At 66.1% G+C, this 26,191-nt stretch carries 19 protein-coding genes and 1 pseudogene; 7 read left to right on the forward strand and 13 right to left on the reverse strand.

The annotated features are described in order from the left end of the window. Window positions 1-35 precede the first annotated feature (35 nt). Window positions 36-1,961, reverse strand: a complete 1,926-nt coding sequence (mdoH, locus tag Q9Q79_RS17840) for a glucans biosynthesis glucosyltransferase MdoH (RefSeq protein WP_049395441.1) — start codon at window positions 1,959-1,961, stop codon at window positions 36-38. A 495-nt stretch (window positions 1,962-2,456) separates the two neighbouring features. On the opposite strand from mdoH, the gene Q9Q79_RS17845 reads away from it, so the two are divergent. Beyond that, the gene (locus Q9Q79_RS17845; RefSeq protein ID WP_197596557.1) at window positions 2,457-4,502 is read left to right on the forward strand and encodes a TonB-dependent receptor; all 2,046 of its coding nucleotides are present in this window, start codon (window positions 2,457-2,459) and stop codon (window positions 4,500-4,502) included. Between the two features lie 60 nt (window positions 4,503-4,562). Here Q9Q79_RS17845 and Q9Q79_RS17850 read toward each other — a convergent pair whose 3' ends face one another. Beyond that, a complete protein-coding gene (locus Q9Q79_RS17850) occupies window positions 4,563-4,736 on the reverse strand; it encodes a hypothetical protein (protein ID WP_005411154.1) in 174 nt (57 codons plus the stop codon). A 218-nt stretch (window positions 4,737-4,954) separates the two neighbouring features. Here Q9Q79_RS17850 and Q9Q79_RS17855 point away from each other — a divergent pair, with 218 nt between their 5' ends. Further along, complete coding sequence (locus Q9Q79_RS17855; RefSeq protein ID WP_024957921.1) at window positions 4,955-5,341, forward strand: DUF2628 domain-containing protein; 387 nt, start codon at window positions 4,955-4,957, stop codon at window positions 5,339-5,341. A 77-nt stretch (window positions 5,342-5,418) separates the two neighbouring features. Here the strand turns inward: Q9Q79_RS17855 and Q9Q79_RS17860 are convergent, their stop codons facing one another. The 3 genes and pseudogenes from Q9Q79_RS17860 to Q9Q79_RS17870 all read right to left on the reverse strand — a co-directional run. Beyond that, a complete protein-coding gene (locus tag Q9Q79_RS17860; RefSeq protein ID WP_201863735.1) occupies window positions 5,419-7,950 on the reverse strand; it encodes a methyl-accepting chemotaxis protein in 2,532 nt (843 codons plus the stop codon). Between the two features lie 209 nt (window positions 7,951-8,159). Next, a complete protein-coding gene (locus Q9Q79_RS17865) occupies window positions 8,160-9,053 on the reverse strand; it encodes an NAD(P)-dependent oxidoreductase (protein WP_043034587.1) in 894 nt (297 codons plus the stop codon). Window positions 9,054-9,151: 98 nt separating this feature from the next. Beyond that, window positions 9,152-9,420: pseudogene (locus Q9Q79_RS17870) on the reverse strand (peptidase S41); the annotation flags it as partial. A 133-nt stretch (window positions 9,421-9,553) separates the two neighbouring features. Between Q9Q79_RS17870 and Q9Q79_RS17875 the strand changes: the two are divergent. Beyond that, window positions 9,554-9,859 carry a KGG domain-containing protein gene (locus Q9Q79_RS17875; protein ID WP_005411158.1) on the forward strand — a complete coding sequence of 102 codons (306 nt, stop codon included), beginning with the start codon at window positions 9,554-9,556 and terminating at the stop codon, window positions 9,857-9,859. A gap of 10 nt (window positions 9,860-9,869) precedes the next feature. Here the strand turns inward: Q9Q79_RS17875 and Q9Q79_RS17880 are convergent, their stop codons facing one another. Next, entirely contained in the window at window positions 9,870-11,342 is a 1,473-nt protein-coding gene (locus Q9Q79_RS17880; protein ID WP_043034586.1) for an MFS transporter, read from the reverse strand. Window positions 11,343-11,468: 126 nt separating this feature from the next. Here Q9Q79_RS17880 and Q9Q79_RS17885 point away from each other — a divergent pair, with 126 nt between their 5' ends. Continuing rightward, entirely contained in the window at window positions 11,469-12,098 is a 630-nt protein-coding gene (locus tag Q9Q79_RS17885; protein ID WP_005414565.1) for a TetR/AcrR family transcriptional regulator, read from the forward strand. A 15-nt stretch (window positions 12,099-12,113) separates the two neighbouring features. On the opposite strand, the gene Q9Q79_RS17890 is transcribed toward Q9Q79_RS17885, so the two are convergent. Both Q9Q79_RS17890 and Q9Q79_RS17895 read right to left on the reverse strand, forming a co-directional pair. After that, the gene (locus Q9Q79_RS17890) at window positions 12,114-12,464 is read right to left on the reverse strand and encodes a VOC family protein (protein WP_005411161.1); all 351 of its coding nucleotides are present in this window, start codon (window positions 12,462-12,464) and stop codon (window positions 12,114-12,116) included. Between the two features lie 156 nt (window positions 12,465-12,620). Next, window positions 12,621-12,821 (reverse strand): hypothetical protein, encoded by a 201-nt coding sequence (locus tag Q9Q79_RS17895; protein WP_005411162.1) that lies wholly within the window; start codon window positions 12,819-12,821, stop codon window positions 12,621-12,623. 188 nt (window positions 12,822-13,009) lie between these two features. On the opposite strand from Q9Q79_RS17895, the gene Q9Q79_RS17900 reads away from it, so the two are divergent. After that, window positions 13,010-16,366: an autotransporter serine protease gene (locus Q9Q79_RS17900; protein ID WP_201863733.1), complete on the forward strand. Its 3,357-nt coding sequence runs from the start codon at window positions 13,010-13,012 to the stop codon at window positions 16,364-16,366. A gap of 115 nt (window positions 16,367-16,481) precedes the next feature. Here the strand turns inward: Q9Q79_RS17900 and Q9Q79_RS17905 are convergent, their stop codons facing one another. The 4 genes from Q9Q79_RS17905 to Q9Q79_RS17920 all read right to left on the reverse strand — a co-directional run bounded on the left by Q9Q79_RS17905 (window position 16,482) and on the right by Q9Q79_RS17920 (window position 20,614). Then, window positions 16,482-16,838: a hypothetical protein gene (locus Q9Q79_RS17905; protein ID WP_225792032.1), complete on the reverse strand. Its 357-nt coding sequence runs from the start codon at window positions 16,836-16,838 to the stop codon at window positions 16,482-16,484. A gap of 30 nt (window positions 16,839-16,868) precedes the next feature. After that, complete coding sequence (locus tag Q9Q79_RS17910) at window positions 16,869-17,249, reverse strand: hypothetical protein (protein ID WP_201863725.1); 381 nt, start codon at window positions 17,247-17,249, stop codon at window positions 16,869-16,871. A 66-nt stretch (window positions 17,250-17,315) separates the two neighbouring features. Further along, window positions 17,316-19,817 carry an RHS repeat protein gene (locus tag Q9Q79_RS17915; RefSeq protein ID WP_227415272.1) on the reverse strand — a complete coding sequence of 834 codons (2,502 nt, stop codon included), beginning with the start codon at window positions 19,815-19,817 and terminating at the stop codon, window positions 17,316-17,318. A 344-nt stretch (window positions 19,818-20,161) separates the two neighbouring features. Beyond that, window positions 20,162-20,614 (reverse strand): PA2169 family four-helix-bundle protein, encoded by a 453-nt coding sequence (locus Q9Q79_RS17920; RefSeq protein ID WP_005411167.1) that lies wholly within the window; start codon window positions 20,612-20,614, stop codon window positions 20,162-20,164. Window positions 20,615-21,168: 554 nt separating this feature from the next. Between Q9Q79_RS17920 and Q9Q79_RS17925 the strand changes: the two genes are divergently transcribed. Continuing rightward, window positions 21,169-24,003: a TonB-dependent receptor gene (locus tag Q9Q79_RS17925; protein ID WP_005414571.1), complete on the forward strand. Its 2,835-nt coding sequence runs from the start codon at window positions 21,169-21,171 to the stop codon at window positions 24,001-24,003. Window positions 24,004-24,263: 260 nt separating this feature from the next. Then, window positions 24,264-25,292 carry a hypothetical protein gene (locus Q9Q79_RS17930; RefSeq protein WP_164172944.1) on the forward strand — a complete coding sequence of 343 codons (1,029 nt, stop codon included), beginning with the start codon at window positions 24,264-24,266 and terminating at the stop codon, window positions 25,290-25,292. A 27-nt stretch (window positions 25,293-25,319) separates the two neighbouring features. Here the strand turns inward: Q9Q79_RS17930 and Q9Q79_RS17935 are convergent, their stop codons facing one another. Continuing rightward, window positions 25,320-26,159 carry a DMT family transporter gene (locus tag Q9Q79_RS17935; RefSeq protein ID WP_229298686.1) on the reverse strand — a complete coding sequence of 280 codons (840 nt, stop codon included), beginning with the start codon at window positions 26,157-26,159 and terminating at the stop codon, window positions 25,320-25,322. Window positions 26,160-26,191 lie beyond the last annotated feature (32 nt).

The raw sequence follows: 26,191 nt of genomic DNA on the forward strand, positions 1-26,191 counted from the left end.
AGTTCGAGCCGCATTATGCCGCTGGTGCAGGGCCATCAGTACAGCGGCGGTTGCTCGGCGGCTTCCCGGCGCAGCTGCGCGGCGCGCACCAGCACCGGTGGCGGAATGTTCTCTTCGGGGATGTCGAGCAGGCCGAGGCGATGCAGGAAGGCACCCGGACCGCGCGAGGAGGTCAGCGCCACCACCGGAACGGCCAGCACCATGCCGATCACCACCGGCGCCATCCAGGCTGCCAGCGACGGCGACACCGCCCACGCCAGCACCCCCATGAACGCACCAAACACGCCCAACCCGCCGTAGCCACGGATCAAGGCCATCCACGAGATGCCACCATCGTCACGCTGCTGTGCGTCCCAGCCGGAATCGCGGCCGGACAGCACTTCGGCCACGCCGCGCGACTGCACGTACATCACTACCGGTGCCATCAGTGCGGCCAGCACGGTCTCCACCAGCATCGACACGAACGCACGGATCGCACCGCCGCAACCGCGGCGGTCGACAGGGTCCAGCAGCATCGCCAGATAGCCCAGCACCTTGGGCAGCAGCAGCACCGCCATGGTGGCGGCGAACAGGCGCACCACCTGCTCCTCGTCCTGGGCCCGCCAGTACACGCTGGGTGACAGGTGCAGCAGGGCATTGAAATCGATGCCTTCCTGGAACAGCGGGATCGCAATGCCGATCAGCATCAGCATCGCCCACATCGGCGCGGTGAAGTAATGGCCGATGCCGATCAGCATGTGGGTGCGGCTGATCCAGTGCAGGCCACGGCTGCCGACCACCTTGCCGTGCTGCAGGTTGCCCTGGCACCAGCGACGGTCGCGCACCAGCAGGTCGGTCAGGGTCGGCGGGCCTTCTTCGTAGCTGCCCCCCAGGTACGGCACCATGTGCGCGGCCCAGCCGCCACGGCGCATCAGCGCCGCTTCGACGAAATCGTGGCTGAGCACGTGGCCGCCGAACGGCTTGCGCCCCGGCAGCGCTGGCAAGCCGGCGTGGTCGGCGAAGGCACGGGTGCGGATGATGGCGTTGTGGCCCCAGTAGTTGCTCTCGGCGCCATGCCACCAGGCCACGCCACGGGCGATCACCGGGCCGTACACGCGACCGCCGAACTGCTGCATGCGTGCGAACAGGGTGCGGCCACCGATCACCGAGGGCAGTGTCTGGATCAGGCCGACATCGGCGTTGTGTTCCATGCCGGCCACCAGGCGCACGATGCTGTCGCCGGTCATCAGGCTGTCGGCGTCCAGGATCAGCATCTGCGGGTAAGCGCCACCGAAGCGGCGCACCCAGTCGGCGATGTTGCCGGCCTTGCGCCCGCTGTTGTCGCCACGGCGGCGGTAGAACAGCCGCGTCTGGCCGTCCGGCACGCGCTCGCGCAGTTCGGCGAATACCTGCTCCTCGGCGCGTGCGATGTCCTCGCGCCGGGTATCGCTGAGCACGAAGAAGTCGAAGCGTTCGAGCTGGCCGGTGGCGGCCACCGACTCGTAGATCGCCTGCAGGCCCGCCAGCAGTCGGCGCGGATCCTCGTTGTAGGTCGGCATCAGCAGCGCGGTGCGGCTGTGCACGGTCGGCAGCGGCTTGTCCGGGTCGATGCCAAGGCGATAGCCACGGTCGAACACGGCGGTCAGGAAGCCGGCCACGGCGCTGGCGAAGGACAGCGCGATCCAGGCGAACAGGCCGACGAACAGCACCAGCAGGCAGGCTTCCAGCACGCTGATGCCATTGGCCGATAGCACCCGCCACATCATGCGGGTGGCGATGGCGGTCATGGCCAGGGTGCCGCCGAAGATGTAGAACCGGCGCAGGCCGATCAGGCGTGGCGAGGTACGGTGCCGACGGACCTTCAGCTTGCCTTCGCGCAGGGTCTGTTCGGGCATCGGCAGCGGAGATTCGGCCGGCAGCAGCGCCCAGCCGGCGTCGAGCCGGGGCGCATCCGCTTCCGCGTGGATGGTGTGACCCCCCATCACCGCTTACTCCCCACGATCGGCATGGCCGGCCGTCCCGGCCGGGCTGCATGCGCGAAGGTTCCCGGCGCGCCTTCCCGGCGCCCGCACTTGTCCTGGCTGTACCGGCCCTTGGCCGCACAGTCGCTGTCTGTCACTACCGGAACCCACACGATCTCCAACGGGGCGGAATCGAAAATGCGGCCCAGTCTAGGGCGCCGGATGTAAGCCGAGTGCGAAGGTCTACGCCGGGATTTATCCCCATTCAGCGAACAGCAGGCGATGGCGGACCGCGCAGCGGAATGTCGCTTCGTGACACCGGGTACTGGATCGTAACAAACGCGAACGGTTATCATTTCATTAACCAGGCAGGTCGCCGTCTTCCGTACGGCCGAGACCCACCCAGCTGCGCCGGCCCGAACCGTGCGCCCTACGACCCATGGAAGGGGGCCTGCCTGCTTGTCTGCGTGTGCCCGCTGCTTCCATCCGGTCCCCCCTCATTCGATGGAAGCCGTCATGTCCAAGCCGTTCCGCTCCCGTTCCGCGCGCCTGCCGCGCACCCGCCTGGCCAGTGCCCTGGCCACCGCCTGCCTGCTGGCCCTGCCCGGCGTGGCCGCTGCAGAGGCCAGCGCCGATGCCTCCACCAAGGACCTGGATACCGTGGTGGTCACCGCCTCGGGCAACCAGCAATGGATCAAGGATGCGCCGGCCAGCATCAGCGTGATCAGCCGCGAGGACATCGCGCGCCAGCCGGTGCACGACCTGGCCACCCTGCTCAGCCGCGTGCCCGGCGTGACCGGTGGCCTCAGTGCGGTTGGCGAGCAGTCCAAGATCAAGCTGCGCGGCATGCCGTCGAACTACACGCTGGTGCTGGTGGACGGCAAGCGCATGGGCAGCTCGGCCTCGACCAACTACCGGCCGGACCTGGGCCGCCAGGACCTGAACTGGATCTCGCCTGACCAGATCGAGCGCATCGAAGTGGTGCGCGGACCGATGTCGTCGCTGTATGGCTCCGACGCCATGGGCGGCGTGATCAACATCATCACCCGGCGCATCGGTGATGACTGGAGCGGCAGCGCCACCCACAGCTATACCCGCCCGGGCGACGGCAAGCGCGGCGACACCCAGCAGATCGGTGCGACGTTCTCCGGCCCGCTCGGCAAGCGCTTCGGCCTGCGCATCGGTGCCAACAGCATGCGCCGCGATTCGGATCGCTCCAATGGTGGTGTCTACGGCAACGCGTATGCAGGCGAGAAGGACCGCAATGTCGATGCGCTGCTGCAGTGGAAACTGAGCGACGCGCAGGAACTGTCGCTCGAAGCCGGCCATGGCGTGCAGCAGGCCTTCATCGACGCTTCGCTGGAAAAGCAGGATGAAGGCGCCTGGGGTGCCAGCGAACTCAAGCGCAGCTCGCTGGCGCTCAACCACGATGGCAAGTGGAGCTTCGGCAATTCGAAGATCAGTGCGTACTGGACCGAGTATAGGAACGACATCGGTGCTACCGGCCGTTCCGAAGCCACCGATACGATCATCGAGGGCAGCCTGACCACGCCGTTCACCCTCGGCGTTGAACACCAGTTCGCCGTGGGCGGCCAGTGGAAGCGCCAGGAGCTGACCAACACCGACACCATCGGCCGCGCGCCGATCGACTATGCCGGCAATGCCGTCAGCGGCTCCGATCTGGAAGTGGATACCTGGGCCCTGTTCGTCGAAGACGAAGTGAAGCTGCACCGCACCCTGGCACTGACCTTGGGCGCGCGCCTGGATCACCATGAGACGTTCGGTGGCCACGTCAGCCCGCGCGCCTACCTGGTCTGGCATCCGGCCGAGCAATGGACCATCCGCGGTGGCGTTTCCAAGGGCTTCCGCGCCCCCAGCCTGACCGAGAACTCCGCCAGCGCCGCCACCCAGTCCGGTGGCCGTGGCTGCACCTCGCTGATTCCGCTGGGTTATACCCGGGGCGGCTGCTACATGGCCGGCAACCCGGACCTGGACCCGGAAACCAGCACCAACCGCGAAATCGGCATCAGCTTCGACAACGATCTGGTCGATGCCGGCCTGACCTACTTCCACACCGACTTCAGGAACAAGATCGAGTACGCACCGCTGGGCAGGTTCAACGGCATCTGGTGGACGCGGATGAGCAACGTGCAGCGCGCACGCACCAGCGGCATGGAAGGCAGCTTCAATGTCCGCTTCGGCGAGCACTGGCGCTGGCGCACCTCGGCGACATGGATGAAGGAAGCCAGGAACCTGACCACCGGCCGCAACCTGATCGATACCCCCGAATTCTCGGGCTATTCGTCGCTGGACTGGACGCCCGACGCGGTGTTTTCCAGCAGCCTGTCGGCGCAGTACACCGGCAGGCAGGCCGGCACGGCGACGACCTTCCTCAAGGCCTACACGCTGTATGACCTGACCGCGGCCTGGAACGTCAACGAGGTACTGACCCTGCGTGGCGGCGTCAGCAACCTGGCCGACAAGAAGCTGTATGCGGAAGGCTCCACCGATTACTTCGTGGCCGGGCGCAGCTACTTCCTCAGCATGACCGCGCGGTTCTGACCAAGAGCGTCCGCCGCGATCGCGCTGGCGACGGGCCAGCGCGATCGGCGGTGTTGCGGATTACTCGCTTTCCAATGCGGCGGCAGGCGCCGCGCTCTGCGTAGCCGCCGTGCGTGCACGGTCCATCGCCACTGCCAGTTGCTGGCGTGCGAGCAGCTGTTGTGCCTGCACCACTTCAGGTGTCGGCAGGAGCACCGGTCCCGGTGCGTTTTCCGGTGTAGCAGGTGTGGTCATGCAACCTCCATGGACATCCCGCCGCCGCACGGATTCAGCTGGTGCGGCAGCGGAACTGCGCACCCTATCCTAAAAACAAGGCGGGCGGGTGACGGTGCGCGCCCCTGCCGCAGCAGCCGGAACAAGGCAGGCGTCACATTTTTGACGGTGACGCTTGGATCCTGAATAGGACTTGTCCTATCATGAAAACGTTTTCTCACAGGGATGTCTCCCCCCCAATGAATACCACTGACCTGTCCCAGTTCAGCCCGAAGTGGCAGTTCCGCTTCAACTTCTTCCGCCAGCACGGCGCCCCCAAGAACCCCGGCTTCAAGCAGGCCTGGAAGGCGCTGTCCTTTGGTGACCGCCTGAAGATCAACCTGAACTTCTTCGCGTTGTTCTTCGGTGCCATCTACCTGCTGATTCTTGGCATGTGGCGCAAGGCACTGGTGGTGATCGGCATCAACATCGCGCTGGCCATCATCACCATGTTCCTTCCGGACGTCGTCGGGCGCATGCTGTTCATCGCCATGAACCTGCTGGTCGCCTCCAGCACCAACTACAGCTACTACCTGGAGAAGGTGGAAGGACGTACCAGCTGGAACCCGTTTGAAGGAATGTTCTGAGCCATCAGACCTGCGCAGGATGCGCGGCAAGGATGCCACCGACGCCCGGCCCCCGCCGGGCGTCTTCGTTTCCGGGATCAGGCCGCGCGGCGGGCCATGGCCTCCGGTTCGGCCTGCAGGCGGAAGCGCGAGACCGCCACGGCCAGCTGCTCGGCCTGCTCCTCCATCGCCCGCGCTGCGGCGCTGGCTTCCTCCACCAGCGCGGCATTCTGCTGGGTGGTCTCATCCATCTGCACCACGGTCTGGTTGACCTGCTCGATGCCGGCGGACTGTTCACGCGACGCAGCCGAGATCTCGGCCATGATCTCGTTGACGCGCCCCACCTGGCCGACGATGGCCTGCATGGTACGGCCCGCACCGTGCACCAGCTGCGCACCGGCACCGACCTGCGCCACGGATGCGTCGATCAGCTCCTTGATCTCCTTCGCTGCGCCCGCCGAGCGTTGCGCCAGCGCCCGCACTTCGCTGGCGACCACCGCGAAGCCGCGGCCCTGCTCACCGGCCCGCGCCGCTTCCACCGCCGCATTCAACGCCAGGATGTTGGTCTGGAAGGCGATGCCGTCGATCACCGAAATGATCTCGGCGATGCGCTGCGAGGAGGCCTCGATCTGCTCCATGGTCTGCACCACCTGGTTGACCACTTCCCCGCCCTCGCTGGCAACGTCAGCGGCGGATCCTGCCAGGGTATTGGCCTGCAGCGCGTGGTCGGCGTTCTGGCGCACGGTGGAGGTCAGCTCCTCCATCGAGGCGGCGGTTTCTTCCAGGTTGGCGGCCTGCTGCTCGGTACGACGCGAGAGATCGCTGTTGCCCGCAGCGATCTCACCCGCCGCCAGGCGGATGCTGGCGGCCGACTGCTGGATCTGGCCGACGATCTGGGTCAACTGCTGCACGGTGCTGTTGGCATCGTCGCGCATCACCGCGAACACGCCATGGAAATCACCGCGCATGCGTGCGCTGAGGTCGCCGGCGGCAATCGCGCGAAGCAGCGTCGAAAGCTCAGCCAGGTTGTGATCGCTGACCTGCATCATGATGTTGAGGGTCTCCACCATGCGGCGGAAATCGTGGTCGAAGCGCTGGGCATCACCGCGTACAGCGAAGTCGCCGGCCGCCGCGGCGGCGGCCAGCTGCTGGATCTGCTCGTTGATCGCGGCCAGGTTGCTCTTGGTGGTGGCCATCGCTGCGGTGAACACCGCCTTCTCGCCCGGCAGCGCTTCCATGTCCACGCTGAGGTCACCCACCGCGTAACGCTGCATCACCTCGACCAGGCGCTGGGTGACCGCATTGCTGGAAGCCACCAGCTGGTTGCTGTCGGCCACCATGCGGCCGTACTCGCCGGGGAAGGCAGTGGCGTCCATGCGGTAGCTCAGCTCGCCAGCATCGTGGCGGCGCGCCATTTCCGCCTGCGCCGCCATCACCGCCTGCAGCTGCCCGCGCATGCCCTGCATCGCGTCCAGCAGGCGGCCCACTTCATCGTTGCTGCGCGCAGGCAAGGTGCTGTCGAGCTTGCCGGCGGCGACGTCACCCGCCACCCGCACCGCTTCGGCCAACGGGCGGATCGCCAGGCGGCGCAGCAGCACATAGACGCCGGCACTCAGCGTCAGCGCGGCCACCACGCCCACCAGCAGCGTCAACCACAGCAGCTGGCGCGCCTCGGCCACGATCACCGCGTGCGGCATCACCACGCCCAGCGCGAAGCGCTGCGGGGCATTGCCCACGCGTAGCGGCACGTAGACGCGCACGTTGCCGGCTGCATCGGGCGTGAAGGCTTCGAACCGGCGGTCGGCGGCGATGTCGGCCAGCATGCTGCGGGTCAATGCGTCGGTGCGCGGCTTGCCGATCTCGGCGGCATTCGCCGAGGCCAGCACCACGCCGTTGGGCGAAAGCAGCTCGACGCGGCCTGCGCCCATCGGCGTCAGCGTCGCCAGGTGCTTCTGCAGCGCCGCCAGCGAGAAGTCGACGGTGAACACGCCGAGGAAGGTACCGTTTTCGACGATCGGCGAGCTCAACGTGCTCATCAGCACCTGCTGGCCGGCGATGTCGTAGGCATAGGGCTCGCTGACCTTGGGCAGCTTGTCGCGGCTGGGTACCACATACCAGTCGGCCGAGCCGTCGGCGGCTTCGGTGTAGTCGGTCATGGTCGACTGCTGCGGCTTGCCGTCATGCCAGGCCCAGTAGCTCATGTAGCGGCCGCTGGCATCGTGCATCGCGGTATTGGCGAACTCGGCATCCTTGCCATCGAAGGCATCGACCTCCCACATGGTGCTCTTGCCCAGCCACTCCGGGTGGGTGCGCAGCTGCTCGCCCAGCACGGCAGCCAGGCTGGCGCGATCGGGCACGTCACCCCGCGCACGCTGGGCGAGCACGGCTTCGACCATGGCATCGTTGCTGGCAAACGCCGTGCCCAGATCGGCGGCGACCTGGCGCGCTTCAGCGTTGGCCTCGCTGGTCATGGTCTGGCGCGAGGCATCGATCAGGCTGGCACTGGCCTGGCGATAGATCAGGAACGCCGTCAGGCCGAAGCACAGCAGCGCGATGACGGCGGTGCCCAGCATCAGCTTGTGGGCGATGCTGCCCGGGCGGCGGGCAGCGGCGGAACGGGAAGAAGGCATGGAGGGGTCCGCAAGGCAGTTCAGGACGACCGGCACCGGGAGGGCACCGCGCAGGCGCGCGATCCGTCGCGCAGGCCACCGGCCGCCGGGACCCGCCCGGCGCAGGAAGCGCACCGGGTTAGCGGCCGCCTGCCAACGAGGTTGAGGCGACCGGCCTACACATTCCTGAATCCACTCAGGGACGGGACAGGGATCCGTCCCCGCTTCCCCTATTCGGCCACCCGATCCTTGATCCACTCCGCGCGTGGCAACACCTCGATGCTGCCTGCGGCGTACTGCTGCAGCACGGCGTCCGGCCCGAAACGCGGCTGCCACCCCAGCTCCCTGCGGATGCGGGCGCTGTCGTAGACGCGGTCGACGCTCAGCGGCAATGGCCAGCCGCGGCGCTCGAACTCGGCCAGCAGCTGCGGTACGCGCCGGGCCAGTACATTGCGCGGCTGGGAGGCCAGTTCCAGGCAATCCTCGCGCCGGAACGGGGTCGCGGCGCAGGCGATGTAGCGGGCGAAGGCCGGCCCCTCATCCAGCAGCAGCGCGGCATGGGCACTGGCCACGTCACGGGCGTCGATCCCACGATGCAACCGGAACATCGCCATCCGTTCCGGCGGTTCCGGGAAGCAGCGCCCCATCCGCAGCACGCGCACCCCGAAGTCCGGTGCGGCGGCAGCTTCAGCCAGGGCCTCGGCCTGCAGCTTGCTGCGGTGGTAGATCGTTCGCGGCAGCGGCTCGGTATCCTCATCGATCCAGCGGCATCCCCCTGCCACCACCGCGTGGCCGTACAGCGCGGTGGTACTGGTCAACACGAACCGCCGCGCGCCTGCCTCTCGCGCCGCCTGCAGCAGGTGCGCAGTCGCGTCCACGTTGATCTGCTGGAACACCGCGTCCGGTACCAGGCCGACGTGTGGCGCATGCAGGGCCGCGGTATGGATGACCGCGTCGACGCCCTGCACCGCGCGCACGACGGCTTGATGATCGGTGACATCGGCAATGATGCGCGTGGTGGCAAACGGACTGCGGTCCAGACCCACCACTTCATGGGCAGCCGCCAGCGCGCCGAAGATCGCGCGCCCGATCCGCCCGGAACTGCCGGTCAACAAAATCTTCATTGAGTCCATTCACTCGAAGCGCCCGGGAACTACCGGGATGCTTCGATTCTAGGCATGCAACGGAACATCTGCGATAGGACGACCGCGCAACTGTGCGTTCATCCTGACGACTTCGGCGGAGCCAGCAGTTGACGCGCGATGGAGAGTGGATCGTTGCCGCCTGCCGCGTGGGGCGCGACACCGGTCCGTTAGCAGTTGCCACCGGTGCGCAGTTTGATCGGTTGCCGGTCCGGAACGTTTATCTGATAGCCATCGGGCAGCAGCACAGGATCATCGAACATATGTGCGGCACCGCCACTGCGGCCGCCGGCGTTGCCGCACATCCGAGGGCCGGCAGTGAATACGCGACGAATGCGGCCGCCGGGCCGGCTGCGTGATCATCCCGGTGCGCAGGGCGCGTGAAAACCGGGGCGAAGATGGCGACCTGGACTTAGCGTGCGATGGCCAAGCATGGACGCCGTCGTCCACGAAGGCGGCGTCCACACTGCAGGAGATTTCACATGACTGAGCAGAACCCGCGCAGCTCCAACCGGGGCTTCGCCTCGATGGACCAGGACAAACAGCGCGCGATCGCCGCCAAGGGCGGGCGCGCGGCACATGCCTCCGGCAATGCGCACGAATTCAGTCCGGCCGAAGCACGTGTCGCAGGCCGCAAGGGCGGCGAAGCGATCAGCCGCGACCGCCAGCACATGGCCACGATCGGACGCGAAGGTGGACACGCACGCCACGCCAACGCGCGCCAGCAGCAACAACAGCCTCAGGCGATCGAACGCACGACAGAGGACCCGCAACGCCAGCAGGGCTGAATGCTGCGCGTCAAGCCGATGCACGCTGCCGATGCAGCCCAAGCGCCGCAAGCAGGGCCAGCGCACCCGCCACCGCCATCGCCCAACCGAACCCACTGGCCATCGCACTGCGGTACCAGGTCAGCACCTGCGGCGTGGCGTGCATCGAGCCCGGGTGCAGGATCAGTTCACGCGCCTGCGCAACAAGCCGCTGCTGCCCTGCGGCCTGTGCGCAGGCGGTGAACTGCTGTACGGCACGCTGGCCCATCAGGCTGCCCATCAGCGCGATGCCCAGGCTCATGCCTGCCTGGCGCAGCGCGTTCATCGTGGCTGACGCGATACCTGCGCGTTCGGCCGGTGCGTTGGCCATGATCGCCATGCCGGTCGCTGGCACTGCCAGCCCCATTCCAATGCCAAGCAGCATCAGCACGGCAGTGGCATGAGCGCGCGAAGTAGCCGGTTCGAACGTGGCCATTGCGCATAGCGCCACACCGGCCAGGAGGTAGCCCAGCACCAGCGCGGCATGCAGCCCGAGGCGGGCAACCAGGCGCCCGAACAACAGCGAGACAACACCCATCAACAGGAACTGGGGAGCCAGCTGCGAGCCTGCCAGCGCGGCGCTGTGCCCCTGTGCCTGCTGGAAGAAAAGCGACAGGAAGAACAGGCTCGCGTAGGCGGTGAAGCCCAGCACGAACGAGGCCAGGTTGAGCATGCGGAAGCGACCGTCGGCGAACAGGTCCAGCGGCAGCAGTGGCCGTGCCACCCGCCGCTCGACGATGCCGAACAGGATCAGCCCCGCAATTGCGGCGCCCAGCGCCAGAAGCGTCACCGGGGCCAGCAGGCCCTGCTCGCCGATCGCGATCAGGCCATAGCACAGCGCGCCCAGTGCACCGATGCTGAGCAGCTGCCCGGCCGGATCCAGCGCGGCGTGCTGCGGGTGCCGTCGCTCGGCGATACTCCAGGCGCCAAGCACAAACGCCAGCAGCCCCAAAGGCAGGTTGATCAGGAAGATGCTGGGCCAGCCGGCCCGCTGCACCAGCGCACCGCCGAGCAACGGGCCAAGCACCAGGGCCAGCGCGCTGAAGGCGGACCAGCCACCGATCACGCGTGCACGCTGGCCCGGATCGGGAAATGCGTGACTCAGGATCGGCATCGCACTGGGAATCAACAGCGCACCTGCCACGCCCTGCACCGCGCGCCCGGCGACCAGGGTCGAAAGGTCGTTGGCGCAGGCGCACAGCAGCGAGCCCATGGTGAAGGTGGCGACGCTCAGCAGCCACATCCGCCGATGACCGTAGCGATCCCCCAACGGACCGGCCGACAGCATCAGCGCCGACAGTGCGATCGCATAGGCGTTGATCACCCATTGCAGGCCCGCCATGTCGGTCTGCAGCGCCTGCTGCAGGGTTGGCAGGGCCACGTTGACGATGCTGATGTCCAGCGAAGCGAGGAATGTACCGAGGTAGGCCGCCAGCACCAGGGCGGGCCGTTGGAGGCGTCTCATGCGTGGATCCGGGGGGAGGATGTGCGCGCATCCTATCGACTGACTGACCGTCGGTCAATGACCGGCGGTCAGTCAGTGCGAAGGGGCAGCTAGAATGGCGTCCGTCACACCCGGATACCGCCCACCATGCAGACCCCAGCTGTCGCCAGGCCTCGCACCAAGCCCGCCGAAACCCGCCAGGAGGAACTGATGGACGCCGCGCAGGCGTTGTTCCTTTCGCAGGGTGTGGACGCCACCACCATCAGCGACATCGTCGCCGCGGCCGACGTGGCCAAGGGCACTTTCTATACCTATTTCGCCTCCCGCACCGAGATCCTGCAGGCGCTGGCGCAGCGCTACACGCGGCAGTTCATGGACGAGGTCGAGCAGGCAGTGCAGCAACACCCTGCCGGTGATGGCGCAGCGCGCCTGCGCGCCTGGATCCGCGCCAACATCGAGATCTACGCGCGCACCCACGCGTTGCATGACGTGGTGTACGCCAACCATCACCACCACCAGCGGGGCAATGCCGAGCGCAATGCGATCCAGCAGCAGCTGCTGGGCATCCTCGAAGCGGGCAACGCAGCCGGACTGTGGCAGCTGCCTGCTCCACAGGTCACCGCCTCGTTGATCTATGCCGGCGTGCACGGTGCCACCGACGACCTGATCGCCACACCCGCACAGGATGCCGATGCCTTCATCGCCGCTGTGGAAGCGGATTGCCTGCGCATGGTCGGCGTTCCGGCAGCGCCGACGCGCAGCGGCAGGCGCCGCTGACGCAACGCCTCCCGCTCAGGTGTGGGCGAGAATGTTCAACAGCCGCCCGAACGGGTCGCGGACGAAGAAACGACGCACTCCCCAAGGCTCGTCGGCCGGGCCATACTCCAGCGGGATGCCGGCCGCGTGCATGCGCTCCAGCACCTGCTGCAGGTCGTCCACTTCGATCGACAGATCGGGCACCGCGGTGCCGGAACCCCCTTCGCTGGCAAAGCTCACCTGCGCCAGCGCACTGCCCTGCCCGCCATGGGTGACGATCCAGCCATGGTCCATCACCACCGGCATGCCCAGCAGCCCGCCATAGAACGCTGCGGCACGCGCCGGGTCGGGCGTGGCGATGTTGGCGACAATGCGTTTGACGGCCATGTGCAGCGGCTCCGGTGCGATTTCCCATCCTCGCCGCTGCGTGCATGGCCCGCAAGCGGGCTCGGGCCAGATGCCGGCATCGCCATCTGAGGCGATCGCTGGAACAGAAGAGCCCCGTCGATGACGGGGCTCCGCGTACGGCTCAAACGGCGCGACTCACACGCCCATGCACAGATCGACCACGCAGGTGTTGTACGCCTGCTGGCATTCACCGGCATCGGTGCCACTGGCCAGGCACATCTGATAAGCCCGCCAGCACGGCTGGTCGCAGGGCTCGACCGGCCCAGCCACCGCCACCGAACCGGTACACGCCAACGCGAATACCGCCACTGCGATCACCTTCCTGACAACACGCATCGCCATCACTCCTTGATAAGCCTGGTGAGCCCAGGCCGGCCCACGTTAGCGAGGACACGGGGAGACGAAGTGAAGCCCACTGTCACGCACACTTAACCTGTTCACAATTTTCCTTTCACATGCGTGGGGGATGTCGCCACGGATTGGCGTTAACGGCCTTGTTGCCCGTCCACCAAGGAAGTTGCCCGATGAATCACCCGCTGCACGGCCGTTCGTCCCACTCCCGCTCCCCGCTGCACAGCCGCCTCGCGCTGGCCGTGTCCAGCTCTCTGTTGCTTGCCGCTGCCGCGCCCGCCATGGCCGGCGAGGCGCTCGACGCATGGCAGCAACAGCGCCAGCTGCAGGCGGCGTGGGCACAGCCCGCCGTCAGCGCGCCTGCAGCATCGACGGCCGCCACGCCCGCGGCAACCGCCACCGCCCTGCTCGGCAGTCCGGGCGATGCCGCCAGCTGGCGCAGCGATGAATTCAACGCCGACTGGGGCCTGGGTGCGATGGGGGCCGACCACGCGTATGCCCGCGGCCTGACCGGCAAGGGCGTGCGCCTGGCGCTGTTCGACACCGGATCGGCACTGGCTCACCCCGAATTCGCCGGCCGCAACACCTCCAGCATCACCATCGGCCCGAACTGTGCGTCACCGGGAACCGTCGGCGGTACCGGCGCGTGCAGCCAGACACAGGGTGATCAACCGGGTATCAACTACTACACGCTCGGCGCGGGCGTGCCTGCTTCCCTGCAGGCCAACATCATTGCCGCAGGCCGTGAATGGGGTTTCCGCTATGCCGATCACGGCACGCATGTCCTCGGAACCATTGGCGCCAACCGCAATGGCACGGGGATGCACGGCGTCGCCTTCGGTGCCGATCTGACGACCGCCCGTGTATTTGGTGACACTTACTACGAATGGAGGCGCCAGGCGAGCGGAGGCTACCTGCCTGAAGCCGTGGAACGGACGGATCCCGATGGTGCCGCAAGGCTGGACATGTACGCGCAGCTGCAGGCACAAGGCGTGCGTGCCATCAATCACAGCTGGGGCATCTCCACCCGCAACATGACCGTGGCCGCACTGGATGCCCAGTACGCACGCATCGGTGCCGGCTACGACGTATACGGAAGCATCTACAAGGACAGTGCGAACGCCCCCGCTTCGCAGTTGATCCAGGTCTGGTCGGCCGGCAATGGCAGCGGCGCCGTCGCCGGTATCACCGCGGCCCTGCCGCGCTGGAAGCCGGAGATCGAGCCCTACTGGCTGGCCGTCGCCAACGTTCGCCAGCCCAATACAGCCAATGGTGAAACCGACTACGTGATCAACGCAGGCTCGAGCATCTGTGGCGCTGCCGCCAACTGGTGCATTTCCGCACCCGGCACGGCAATCCTCAGCACCATCGTTTCCGGTGACATCCAGGGGCGGCTGGAGAAGACCGCAGACTACGTCCGTCTTCTCATCGACAGCCAGAATCCCACGTACGACTACGGCCTGAAGACCGGCACGTCCATGGCCGCCCCCCATATCACCGGCGCACTCGGCCTGTTGATGGAGCGCTTCCCCTACCTGGACAACGCCCAGGTGCGCGACGTCCTGCTGACCACCGCGCGCGATCTCGGTGCGGCAGGCGTCGACCCGATCTACGGCTGGGGCATGGTTGACCTGCGCAGGGCCATCGAGGGCTATGGCTCGCTGCGCGTGGATACCAACGTGGTGATGAACCAGAGGGCCGGCGGCCTGAAGGTGTGGGAAGGCGATGCCTGGGACGACTGGACCAATGACATCGGCGGCCCCGGCACGCTGACCAAATCCGGCATCGGTTGGCTGCGCCTGAGCGGCGACAACAGCTTCAACGGCGCGGTGCTGCGCGAGGGCACGCTGGAGTTGAACGGCAGCAACACCCTCACCTCGGCGGTCGATGTGCAAGGCGGCCGGTTCCTGCTCAACGGCAGCCTGGTCTCCACCGCACTCACCACCGCCGGTGGCGTCAGCACGGTCAGCGCCAGCGGCGTTCTGAAGGACGGGAACCTGACCGTCAATGGCGGCGTGGTGTCCTTCAATGGCATGCAGACCGGCGGCACCACCACGGTCGGCAGCAACGGCCTGCTGAAGGGTATCGGCACGTTGGGCAGCACCCGAGTGGACGGCACCATCGCGCCCGGCAATTCGATCGGCACGCTGACCATCAACGGCGACTACGTGCAGGGCGCGACCGGCGTCTACGCCGCCGAACTCGCGCCTGGCGGGCGCAGCGACCAGTTGCACGTGACCGGTACTGCCACCCTCGGCGGCACGCTGGTCGCGTTGCCGGAACCAGGCATCTACTATCTCGGCGAGCAGTTCAACTTCATCCGCGCCGACGGTGGCATCAACGGCCAGTTCGCGAAAACCGACTTCAGCGCGTTCTCGCCGTTCCTGCAGTTCAGCCTCGCCTACGGAGCCAATGGCACCCGCATCGACGTGGCACGCGGTGCCTCGCTGGCCAGCGCCGCCACCACCCCGAACCAGCGCGCGGTGGCCGCCGCGGCGGACCTGCTGGCAATCAACCAGGGCCTGCCCAAGCCGCTGACCCAGCTGTTCCCGCAGCAGGTCGGCGGCGTGCTCGACGGCCTCAGCGGCGAACTGCACGCAGCCACGCCGCTCGCACTGGTGGAAGGCAGCCGCTACGTTCGCGATGCCGCGCTGTCCCGCCGTGCAGGTGCAGTCGCGCCAGGCGCCGATGCGGGCGACGCCACCGGCGCCTGGGTGCAGGCTCTGGGCGGCAACAGCAGGCTGGACGGCAACAGCAATGCCGCCAGCACCGAAGCCAACAGCAACGGCCTGCTGGCGGGTATCGACCACGAGTTCTCTGGCTGGCAGGTCGGCGTGCTGGCTGGCACCGGCCGCACCGACGTCAAGCAGCAGGCGCTTCGTGCCAAGTCGAAGATCGACAACACCCACTTCGGTGCATATGCCAGTCACAACTGGGGCGGCCTCGGCCTGCGTGGCGGCGTCGCCTGGAGCAAGCACAAGGTGAAGAGCACCCGCGATGTCGACTTCGCAGGGTTCAGCGACAGCCTGAGCGCCCGCTACAACGCGCATACCCGCCAGGCCTTCATCGAAGCCGGCTACCGCTTTGGTGGCCCGGAGGCCGGGCTGGAATCCTACCTGCAGGTCGCGCGCGTAGAGGTGGACCTCAAGCCGATCAACGAGCGTGGTGGTGCAGCCGCCCTGCACGGCAAGGTGGATGACACCGGCACCACGATCGCCACCGCGGGCCTGCGCTTCGACAAGGGCCTGAAGGCATCGTTCCAGCAGGACAGCTGGCTGCACCTGCGTGGGGGCGTGGGCTACCGCCGTGCCTCGGGTGACCGCAGCCAGCTGGCCGACCTCGCATTCGCCAACAGCACCACCACCTTCGCGGTCGAAGGCGCCCCGATTGCCGACAGCGCCGTTGTGGCCGAGCTGGGGCTGTCGGCCTGGCTGACCCCGCGCCAGCAGCTGGAGCTGGGTTACAGCGGCCAGTACGGCAGTGAAAGCCGCGACCACAGCGCCAACATGCGCTGGTCGGTTCGCTTCTAGACGCGTGTTCTCTTGACGGTTTGGGGCGGCCTCAGGGCCGCCCCCTTTTTATCCACGCCCCAGGGCTGTGCGCGATACCCCAGGATCATCGCGTCCTGGATCCATCCGTGGAGCGTTACGCGTGAATGAAGATCGACTGGAGCCGGGTCGCCCAGCCATTGCACCCGGTGGAGTTGAACGCCTCGAGCCGGACATTCTTCCCCGATGTCAGCGCTGCCAACGCCGCCGCGTAGGCTTCCTTGGCTCCCGGCCGGGACATGTCGATTGCAAAGGTATCGGTATTGCAGAACGCCGTACTCGAAACATGCACGTACACAATTCCCGCCGGGCCGTCCATGTACGGCCGCAGCGACAGAATCGTCATCTGATCGCTGGTTGGCTCCGCCTTCAGTGGTGCAGACAGGCACAAGGCCAACGTCAAGGCCAGCCCCGCTCCCAACCTCCTGCGGAAGCCCGGCGTCGCGTCACTCATCATCATGTAGTTCCCCTGTGGATTCAGACATCAGGCCTCAGGCATCGTCACGGCCCTCAGCTGCATTACTCCGGAGGTGCAGCCGTCGACACGCAATCCGACACGCAGCTTGTTCTGCCAGGCGATGAGCAGCATCGAGACCATCTCCCTCTGCATCGGATGATCATTGAGGAGAATGAAGCGATTGCTCCCCCCACAATCCGAGCCCGCTGGAAGCACACCTTGCGTCACCAGGTAGAACCCTTCCCCGCCCCAGCCAGTTGCGACGGATACGATCCGATGGCCTTCCAGGTTGTAAGGCTCAGCATTTGCCGTTGAGGCCAGGCCAGTTCCCAGCACTGCCACCAGCGCCAGCAGAACCTTGCCGCCGATGGCGCCACGCAGGCGCGATACAGCACGTACTCCATCCATGTTCTTCTTTCCCCTGTCATGAACAACCGGTTGACGGTGCACTGCGGCCCGTGCGGTCCGCTACGCTCAGCCCAGCAGCAGCTGGTACAGCAGGGGCACGATGTCACCCTGCGGACGCTGGACATGCGAGACATCGGACACCGGCGTGCAGCTCCCCGTGGCGCCACAGGCAAGCACGCGATACGCATAGCTGGTGGCAGGGCGTGCGGCCGACGTCCAGTTCGCGGCGTTGCCTTCGTAGACCGTGGTCCAGGTCACCCCGTCCACGCTTTCCTCGACGACGTAGCGGACGGCAGAGGCCACAGGCGACCACCCAACGAAGTCCTTCGCGGCCGGCGAACGCCGCATCGGCACCGCTGCCTTGGCGACCAGGCTTCCGCCCAGCGTGATGTAATCGGTCCGTTTGTCCTCGCGCTCGCTCGCCTGGTAGCGGAGGACGCCGGCGTGGTCGTACATCGAGGTGATCCGTCCGAACGATGAATCTGTCTGTGTGCGGCGACCGTCAGCGTCGTAACGGTAGCTCTCGGAACCTGCCGCCGCACGCAGCCGGTTGCCGAAGTCGAAGGCGAACGGCTGTCCGTTCTTCGCCCGCAGATTGCCCTGCGCATCGTAGGCCAGGCCGACCACGGTTGACCCTCCGCACCCGTTGATCTTCACGTTGGTCAAGCGCCAGGCGTTGTCATAGCAGTAGTGATGGTCACGGCCGAGAATCGTCACCCGCGTGAGGTTGTCCAACGCGTCATAGCTGTAGCTCGCCGAGCCGAACATGGGCGAGGAAGCCGAAACGAGCCGATCCAGCGCGTCATAGCCCAGATTGCGGTTGCCACGCTGGTTGCGGCCGGTGGCACCGTCAGTGATTGCCATCACATTGCCGACCGCATCGTAGTCGTAGCCGTCGCTGAGGATCCGGGTTGCGCCAAGCGTGTCCTGGCTTTCATCCGGCAACTGGCGCGCGTTCTGCACCATCGTGTGGACAATACCGTTGCCATAGGTGAACTGACGAATCGCCCCGTTGGGGTAATAGACCACGCCGGCGGCGTAGGAGCCCGCCTGCCCGGCCTGTCCCAGCGCGTTGGGCGCATACGCGACCACGTTGCCGGAGGGATAGCGATGCGCGGACAGGTTGCCCAGTGCGTCGTAGGCATACCCCATCGCCAGCGCTTCGCCATCGGTGGGGCTCTGCACCTCACCGATGAGCAGCCCGCGACGGTTGTACGCATAGCTGTTGTGCGTCTCCACCCCGGCGTTCAACGTGGTGACCTGCTTGACCAGGCCATCGGGCCAGTAGCTCCAGCGCTGGTTGCCATTGCCGTCGGGGAACTGCAGTGATGCGAGCCGGTTGCGTGCGTCATAGGAACGCACCACCCGGCGCCCGCTCGCCGCGGCAATGTCCTGGTTGCAGTTGCCTGCATCGGACAGGTCCAACCCCTGCGCGCTTCCAACCGGGTTCGATGCGGCGTCGTAGTCAATTACGGTGGCGCCGGTTTCCGGTTCGATCGTCTTGCACAACCGCTGCGCCGCATCGTAGACATAGCGCCGGGTCGACGTCACCGAGCCATTGCTGGCCCTGCGGGTGATCGACGTCGGCTTGCCGAAGACGTCCCGCGGGATATCCAGCACGGCTCCCTCTGCCAGTTCGATACGTACCGGCCAGTCAAGCTTCGCGGCATCTGCACCGGTGTAGGTCACGACGGTCGGGATACCCCTGGCATTGGTCGTGCGCACGCGCCGCCCCGGCAGGTACTCGGTTGTGCTGACCAGCGCGCCAATCTCGGAATCCTGGCTGACCTGGACCACCCGCCCAAGTGCGTCGTACGTCGTACGGACGCCAGTTCCGGCGTCCTGGACCGTACCGACCCCCGCGACAGGATAGGACTGGAAGGTGACCCGCCCCTCCGTGTCATAGGCGGTCACCGAGGCCCGCTGCGTGCCGGCTTCATTGCCCGCGTCGTACTCGCGCACCAGCAATGGGCGCCACAGCGCATCGTAGTAGGTGACCTTGCGCGCATTGCCGGTGCTGACCGTCTGCCGCCAATGACCGGCAGGAATGCCGTACTCGGCGCCGCCCACCTGGGCAAACTGTGTCGTGGTGGACGCCCAGTCCACCGTATCGCCGTCGGGGTAGTCGACCAGCGACATGCGCCCCATCGCGTCGTAGTCGTAACGCGTGGTGTTGCCCCGGCCATCGGTGATCCAGCGTATCCAGCCATTGTCATCCACGCCGGCAGACTGGGTCGAACCATCCGCATACTGGATGTTCCCGGGGATGCCGCGCTTCCAGCCGGACAGGCTCACCGTATTGCCACGCCCATCCACCACGGCGCGAACGGTACCGTCGCTGTTGTAGTGAATGGTCTGCTGGAGCTGGCCGAAGGCATGGATCCGCTGGGGCTTCGCGGTGGCCGGGTCATAATCCACCTGGGACTCGGTCCGGCCCGTGTCCTGGTTGACCGACGTCCGGACCTGGCCAAGCACCCACTTCGACAGATCATCGTGATAGGTGATGACGTTGGTCTTGCTGTAGGACTGCGCCCCCGCACTTCCCACAACCGTGCCCAGCAACATCATCGCGGAAAGTGCATTGACTCGACGCATCGTCAGTGGGCCTGTTCGCAATGGATGGCGATGGGACAACCAGGACCAGGCAACGGAAAGACCGGCGAAGCGCACATCACAGCAAACCGCGCACACGCACAGAACCGGACGCGGCTGCATCCGGTTGGCGATTGACGTTGATGCTGGACGAAGCCCCCTTCGTCATGCCGCGCCTGTTCCCTGGACTCGGCCAAGTATAACCATGGAAACGGGGCCGGACGCCCGGTCCTTCGCGGCCCTGCCGGGCTGCGAAGGTTCCCGGGCCATGACGCGCCCCCGGGGCTCGACGGCCGCGATCGGCCGCCCGGCGCGGGACGTCAGGCGGCCTTCATGGCGTGCTTGCGTGCCCGCATGACGTTGTGGCACTCCTGCACATCCGGCAGCAGCTGGGTCACTTCCTGGCGCACCGCCGGCGGCAGATCGTTGTCCTGCAGCACATCCTTGAACGCGCCCAGCAGGCGGTCTTCGGATTCTTCCAGTTCGGCCACGTAGCCGTAGTTGGTATCACCAAACGCGGCGCGCACCTTGCCGTAGAACTGCTGCATCGAACCGACCATGGTGCCGTGCTCGGCCGGCTTGCCGCCGCTGGCGGCAACCGAACCACTCAGCGCCGCGACGATCCGCGCCTTGACCCCGGCGATACGGGTGAACAGTGCCGACAGTTCGGCATCCTTTACCTTCGTTGCGGCTTCCTCATAGAAGGACTTGCCATCACGGGCGATCTCGATCAGGTCGTTGAGGCGATGTTCGATGGTGGACTGGGTGCTCATGGCGTCGCTCCTGTGTGCTCGAAAGTCAGTGGAGAATGGCAGCGCGTCGGCACTGCCTTCGACCTCACTATCATCGTCCTCGTGTGCCGGCCGGGTGAGTACGAATTGATGTACACATCACCATGCGGAACACGTGCTGACTTCTTCATTGCCGTCATCATTGAATGTTCACGGAAAAGACGCATGCGATGCCTGCCTCACCATGGCGCGATGACGATGATCAGGCTGATCAGCAGCGCAATTGCCAGAATCACCAGCAGCACATGCCATTGCTTCCAGCTGGGTTTCGGCTTGCCAGGCGTATTCATCGGCGGCCTCCTGTGTATGCCGGGAAAGGAGCTGCCAGACTGAAGCGAAACGACATTGCACAACGTCGACGCGACGTGCACTCCCCGTGCAGGACAGCGGCCAAAGGCGCGCGAAGATAACGCGTCCATAACGCAGTTCAAATGTGAGCGGGATGTTAGGTTCCTCTCGATTCCGGGTAACGGAATGCAGACCGGTCGTAGCGCCGCGCGCATTGCGACCACACAACGGATTTGGAGAGAGAAACAATGCACTACAAATACACTCTGCTTTCGGCAGGGATCGGCGCCGTGTTGGCTGCCGTTTTCTCGCCGGCTGCCAATGCACAGGACGATGCTGCGAAGTCTCCGAAGAACCTGGACCGCATCCAGGTGACGGGATCGGCGATACGCAGCGTGGATGTGGAAACCCAGCAGCCGGTGCTTGCCATCTCGCGCAAGATGATCGAGCAGCAGGGCTTCACCACCATCGCCGACGTCCTGCAGAACCTCACGTCGGCCGGCGCACCAGCGCTCTCGCGTTCGCGCACGCTGTCGTCCGGCGAAGACGTCGGCGGCAGCTACGCAAACATCCGCAACCTCGGGGCCACCCGCACCCTGGTGCTGGTGAACGGCAAGCGCCTGGGCGCCAGCACCAGCGGCCTGCAGGACCTGAGCCAGATTCCAATGAGCGCGGTCGAGCGCATCGACGTGCTCAAGGATGGCGCCTCGGTGCTCTACGGATCCGACGCCATCGCCGGCGTCATCAACATCATTACCCGCAAGAGCGTCGAGGGGCTGGAGCTTTCGGCGCAGCATGGCCAGTTCAGCCAGGGCGACGGCAAGGACAGCACGTTCTCGCTCGTTACCGGCGCGCGCGGCGAGCGAGGTGGCTACACCTTGGCCCTGGAATACCAGAAGGCCGACCCGGTGTTCGCCCGCGACCGCTGGTTCTCCAAGCATGGTGGTTCGGGGCCGGGTTATCCGCGCGCGGGCTGGAGCGACCTCAGCCAGAACGGCTCCTGGTGTGACCCGGCGCTTTACGACTGTGCCACCGGAAATTCCGTGTTCAAGACACTCAATCGTGGTGGCGACCCGAAGAACCCGAACGATTACCATCCGATCACGCCGGCCGAGTATTCCAACGGCAACGAGCAGATGCATGTGCAGACCGGCATCGAGCGCCGGTCGCTGTTCCTCAGCTCCGACTATGCACTGAGTGACCAGATTACCTTCACCACCGATATCGGCTACAACGAGCGCATCTCGGACCAGCAGATTGCCGGCTACCCCTACGAATCGACCAAGTTCGGGACGCCGCTGGCCGGCAACAGTGCGTTCAATCCGGTCGGCCATGACATCGCCTTCAACCGCCGCCTGTGGGAGCTTCCGCGCACGACCGAAAGCAAGCTGAAGTCGCTGCGCGTGGCACCGACGCTGTCGGGCTACTTCGAACTGGCCAGCAAAACGTTCGACTGGGAGGTGGGCGCGCTGTTCAACCGCAACGAGGTGACCAAGACCGGCCGTGGTGACATGAGCCTGATCGCCTCGCGCCAAGCGCTGGGACAGTCCTTTGTTGATGGCAACGGTGTAGCACGCTGTGGCAGCGCAGGTGCACCGATCGCCGGCTGCCTGGCCTGGAATCCGCTGCTGCCGTACGGCGTTGCTGGCGCCGGCTCGCTTGCCGACCCGGAACTGCAGCGCTTCCTGTTCCCCACGTTCACCGATACCGGCATCACCAAGACCCGAAGCTACTTCGCCAACATCTCCGGCCCGGTGCTGGAACTGCCGGCGGGCGAGCTCTCGGTGGCAATGGGCTACCAGTATCGCAAGGAAGAAGGTCGCTACGTTCCCGACGCCTTTGCCCAGTCGCGCCAGAGCACTGCACTGGGGGCACAGACCACTGCAGGCGGTTACAGCCTCAATGAAGTCTTCGCCGAAGTGAATGTGCCGGTGCTGCGTGACCTTCCGTTCGCCAAGGAGCTGACCGTCAACGTTGCGGCACGCTATTCCGACTACAGCAACTTCGGCAGCACCACCAACACCAAGGCCAGCTTCGCCTGGCGCCCGGTCGAGGAGCTGATGGTGCGCGGCACCTTCGCCGAGGGCTTCCGTGCTCCCAGCATCTCCGACCTGTATGGCGGCCTGGGCACCAGCTTCGAAACCTACGTGGACCCCTGCGGCATCGGCGCCACCAACAGCGTCAACGGCAACGCGGCCTGCAACGCCGCCGGTGTTCCGCGTGGCTACGAGCAGCTGGCCCAGGGCCTGAAGCCCTGCACCAGCTACCCGTGCGCCACCCCGAACGAGTTCACCACGGGCTCGAACCCGAACCTGCGCCCGGAAGAGTCCAAGAGCAAGACCGTCGGTGTGGTCTGGAGCCCGCGCTGGGTCAACGGTCTGGACATCAACCTGGACTGGTACAGCTACAAGATCACCAACATGATCATCGAGGACAACGTCGATCGCATCCTCCGTGACTGCTACGTGCTGGGCAATGCCTCGCGCTGCGGCAGCGTCAAGCGTGCCGCTGATGGCCACATCACCAGCATGTTCTACGGCCTGACCAACCTCGGCGCGATGAAGACCGAGGGCTGGGACCTGGGCATCCGTTACCGCCTGCCGGAGTATGCGTTCGGTCGCTTCACCCTTGACCTGCAGAACAGCTACGTCTCCAAGTACGACGAGGAGAAGCAGAACTCGGCCGGTGACACCATCATGGACGGTCGTATTGGACGCCCGGGGGTGTTCCGCCTGCGGTCCAATCTCGGCGTCAACTGGCAGCTGGGCAACCTCTCGGCCCAGTACACGGTGCGCTACTACTCCGGGATGATGGAAGGCTGCATGCCAAACCGGCCCTGCACCGCGCCCGAACGCATCGCCAACGGCGAACCGGATGCCGTGCGCAGGGTCGGCTCGAACGCGTTCCACGACATCCAGGTCAGCTACAGGCTGCCCTGGGATGGCACCGTGGCAGTGGGCTCGAACAATGTGTTCGACCATCGCGGCCCGATCATGTTCTCCAAGCCGCAGAGTTCCTTCCCCTACTACGGCGGCTTCGATATCGGCCGCACGGTGTACGTGAAGTACTCGCAGCGCTTCTGACCGTAGCGTCCGTGCACGTGGCCGGCGGAAGGGGAGTTCCGCCGGCCACGCCGCACACAACCTCCACCCAATCTCCACGCTACTTCGACCCAATCTCCAACATCCCCGGCAACACTGGCGCAACGGCAGCAGATGGAGCAGGCAAGCGAGGATCGCCCGCGCGGCATCCACCTCGCCCGACCTCTCCGGATTCACCACTGAATGCGATGGACCACCCCCTCCCCGCTGCGGGGATGAGGCTGGTCCAAGGGAAGCAAGCGATGACAACGGCAGTACACAGTGGCTTGACCGATCTGGTCATGGATGCGCAGCGCTACCTGCGCCGGATCCTGCCCGGCCTGGCCTCGGTGGTCGGCCCCGTGGCTGCGGCACGCTTCATTCCGCAGATCATGGCCTCGCGCTATCACATCGCCGAGCTGACCCTCTATGGTGAAACGCCGGCGATGCTGGCAGTTCCACGCGTCCCGGGCGAATCCAGCAGCCGCGTCATCCAGGATGTGAAAGTGCTGCGCTCAGCGGCAAAGGCCATGGTGCTGTATGTCTCGCCGTACCTCACCCCCACCCAGCGCAGGTTCCTGGTCGAGAACCATATCGACTTCGTGGTACCGCACAACCAGCTGTACGCCCCCAGCCTGGCGATCGAGTTCCGCGATGCGCCCGACCACGAGAAGAAGGCGATTTCGCTGCTGCCTTCGGCGCAGGCCGTGCTCATCCACGTACTCCTGTCCGGCCAGGCACGCTGGTGGTCGCCGCGTGAGGTCAGCCGTGCTGCCGGATACACCTCGATGACCGCGTCGAGGCTCTCCGCTGAACTGGTCGGTCGCGGACTGGCCGAACGCTCCACCGGCGGACGCGAACGCTTCCTGAGACTCGCCGGCAGCCGCGGCGAAGTCTGGGCGAGAGCGCAGCCGTTCCTGCGCTCCCCCGTGCTGAAGGAAGTGGAGGTCTGCTGGGAACAGGTCGCCGACGTTCTGGCCCGACATGCTCAATCCGCCCCCCAGGCAGGGACGGAAGCAATGCTTGCGGTGCCGTCGAAAGACCACGGCATCACGCGCGCCCTGTACATCGATGCCTGGCGGAAGCTGGGGGCACTGCCTGCAGCCGGCCCCGACTGCACGCGCAGCGGAACGTTGCAGATATGGTCGTATCCGCCTGCCTTCACCGGTAGCGGTGACCGCGTGGACCCGCTGTCGCTGTACCTGAGCCTGCAGGGCAAGCGCGGCTACGACGCCGACGCGCTGGAGCAGGAGGTGGAGCAGGCGCTGTGCGGGACGACACGCCACGGCTGAGGTCCGCGCGGGTCCGGCCCGACCGCGTCAGGACGCTTCGCCCCCACTCGCCATCGTCGCGCGCTTCGCTGCGTACTCGGCGAAGACCACACCGGATACCGCCAGCACGCCCCCTGCCAGTACCCAGCCACTGAGCGATTCACCCAGCAGCAGCACGGCCAGTGCGGCGGTCACGATCGGCACCAGGTTGAAGAAGCCGGAGACACGCGCTGCGCCCAACCGTGACAATCCGGTCATCCAGGTCAGTGGGGCCAGGATCGACGCGCATACTGCCGCAAACCCGATGCAACCGACCGCAGTGAGATTGTTCACCCCGGTACCGACCAGCAGCTGCGCCGGCAACAGGATCAGCGACGCGGCGGTGGCCTGCAGGAACAACGATTCCAGCACCGTCAGCGGGATCTTCCAGCGCTGCATCAGCACGTTGTAGGCGGCAAAGGCCAACGCACCGATCAGCATGATCGCATCACCGCGGTTCACGCCCTGAGCGGCCAGTCGTGCCAGGTCGCCCTGCGAGACCACCGCCGCCACCCCGACAGTGGAAATCACCGCACCGGCAATGGAGGTACCGCGCACCGGATGGCCCATGAACACGCGTGACAACGCCAATGCGAGCAATGGAATCAATGCCTGGATCACGCCCATGTTGGTGGCCGAGGTGAAGTGCGCCGCATAGTACGCAAGGCACTGGTACATCACCCCGCCCAGGCACCCCAGCAGCAGGAAGCGGCCAAGGTTGGCACGCACGGTCTGCAGGTTGTTGCGCAGCCGCGGCAGCGCGAAGGGCAACAGGACAATGGCCGCCACCAGCCAGCGGAAGAATCCAATATCGATGGGACCGACCGCGCCCGAGGCCAGCTTGGTCACGATGGTATTCGCGCCCCACAGCAGGCAGGCAA

The organism is Stenotrophomonas sp. a6 (assembly GCF_030913325.1).
GTDB lineage: Bacteria > Pseudomonadota > Gammaproteobacteria > Xanthomonadales > Xanthomonadaceae > Stenotrophomonas > Stenotrophomonas maltophilia.

Excerpts from the sequence above, each read along its gene's own strand:
- mdoH (WP_049395441.1), bottom strand. The coding sequence starts at position 1,961 with ATGGGGGGTCACACCATCCACGCGGAAGCGGATGCGCCCCGGCTCGAC.
- Q9Q79_RS17845 (WP_197596557.1), top strand. The coding sequence starts at position 2,457 with ATGTCCAAGCCGTTCCGCTCCCGTTCCGCGCGCCTGCCGCGCACCCGC.
- Q9Q79_RS17850 (WP_005411154.1), bottom strand. The coding sequence starts at position 4,736 with ATGACCACACCTGCTACACCGGAAAACGCACCGGGACCGGTGCTCCTG.
- Q9Q79_RS17855 (WP_024957921.1), top strand. The coding sequence starts at position 4,955 with ATGAATACCACTGACCTGTCCCAGTTCAGCCCGAAGTGGCAGTTCCGC.
- Q9Q79_RS17860 (WP_201863735.1), bottom strand. The coding sequence starts at position 7,950 with ATGCCTTCTTCCCGTTCCGCCGCTGCCCGCCGCCCGGGCAGCATCGCC.
- Q9Q79_RS17865 (WP_043034587.1), bottom strand. The coding sequence starts at position 9,053 with ATGAAGATTTTGTTGACCGGCAGTTCCGGGCGGATCGGGCGCGCGATC.
- Q9Q79_RS17875 (WP_005411158.1), top strand. The coding sequence starts at position 9,554 with ATGACTGAGCAGAACCCGCGCAGCTCCAACCGGGGCTTCGCCTCGATG.
- Q9Q79_RS17880 (WP_043034586.1), bottom strand. The coding sequence starts at position 11,342 with ATGAGACGCCTCCAACGGCCCGCCCTGGTGCTGGCGGCCTACCTCGGT.
- Q9Q79_RS17885 (WP_005414565.1), top strand. The coding sequence starts at position 11,469 with ATGCAGACCCCAGCTGTCGCCAGGCCTCGCACCAAGCCCGCCGAAACC.
- Q9Q79_RS17890 (WP_005411161.1), bottom strand. The coding sequence starts at position 12,464 with ATGGCCGTCAAACGCATTGTCGCCAACATCGCCACGCCCGACCCGGCG.
- Q9Q79_RS17895 (WP_005411162.1), bottom strand. The coding sequence starts at position 12,821 with ATGCGTGTTGTCAGGAAGGTGATCGCAGTGGCGGTATTCGCGTTGGCG.
- Q9Q79_RS17900 (WP_201863733.1), top strand. The coding sequence starts at position 13,010 with ATGAATCACCCGCTGCACGGCCGTTCGTCCCACTCCCGCTCCCCGCTG.
- Q9Q79_RS17905 (WP_225792032.1), bottom strand. The coding sequence starts at position 16,838 with ATGAGTGACGCGACGCCGGGCTTCCGCAGGAGGTTGGGAGCGGGGCTG.
- Q9Q79_RS17910 (WP_201863725.1), bottom strand. The coding sequence starts at position 17,249 with ATGGATGGAGTACGTGCTGTATCGCGCCTGCGTGGCGCCATCGGCGGC.
- Q9Q79_RS17915 (WP_227415272.1), bottom strand. The coding sequence starts at position 19,817 with ATGATGTTGCTGGGCACGGTTGTGGGAAGTGCGGGGGCGCAGTCCTAC.
- Q9Q79_RS17920 (WP_005411167.1), bottom strand. The coding sequence starts at position 20,614 with ATGAGCACCCAGTCCACCATCGAACATCGCCTCAACGACCTGATCGAG.
- Q9Q79_RS17925 (WP_005414571.1), top strand. The coding sequence starts at position 21,169 with ATGCACTACAAATACACTCTGCTTTCGGCAGGGATCGGCGCCGTGTTG.
- Q9Q79_RS17930 (WP_164172944.1), top strand. The coding sequence starts at position 24,264 with ATGACAACGGCAGTACACAGTGGCTTGACCGATCTGGTCATGGATGCG.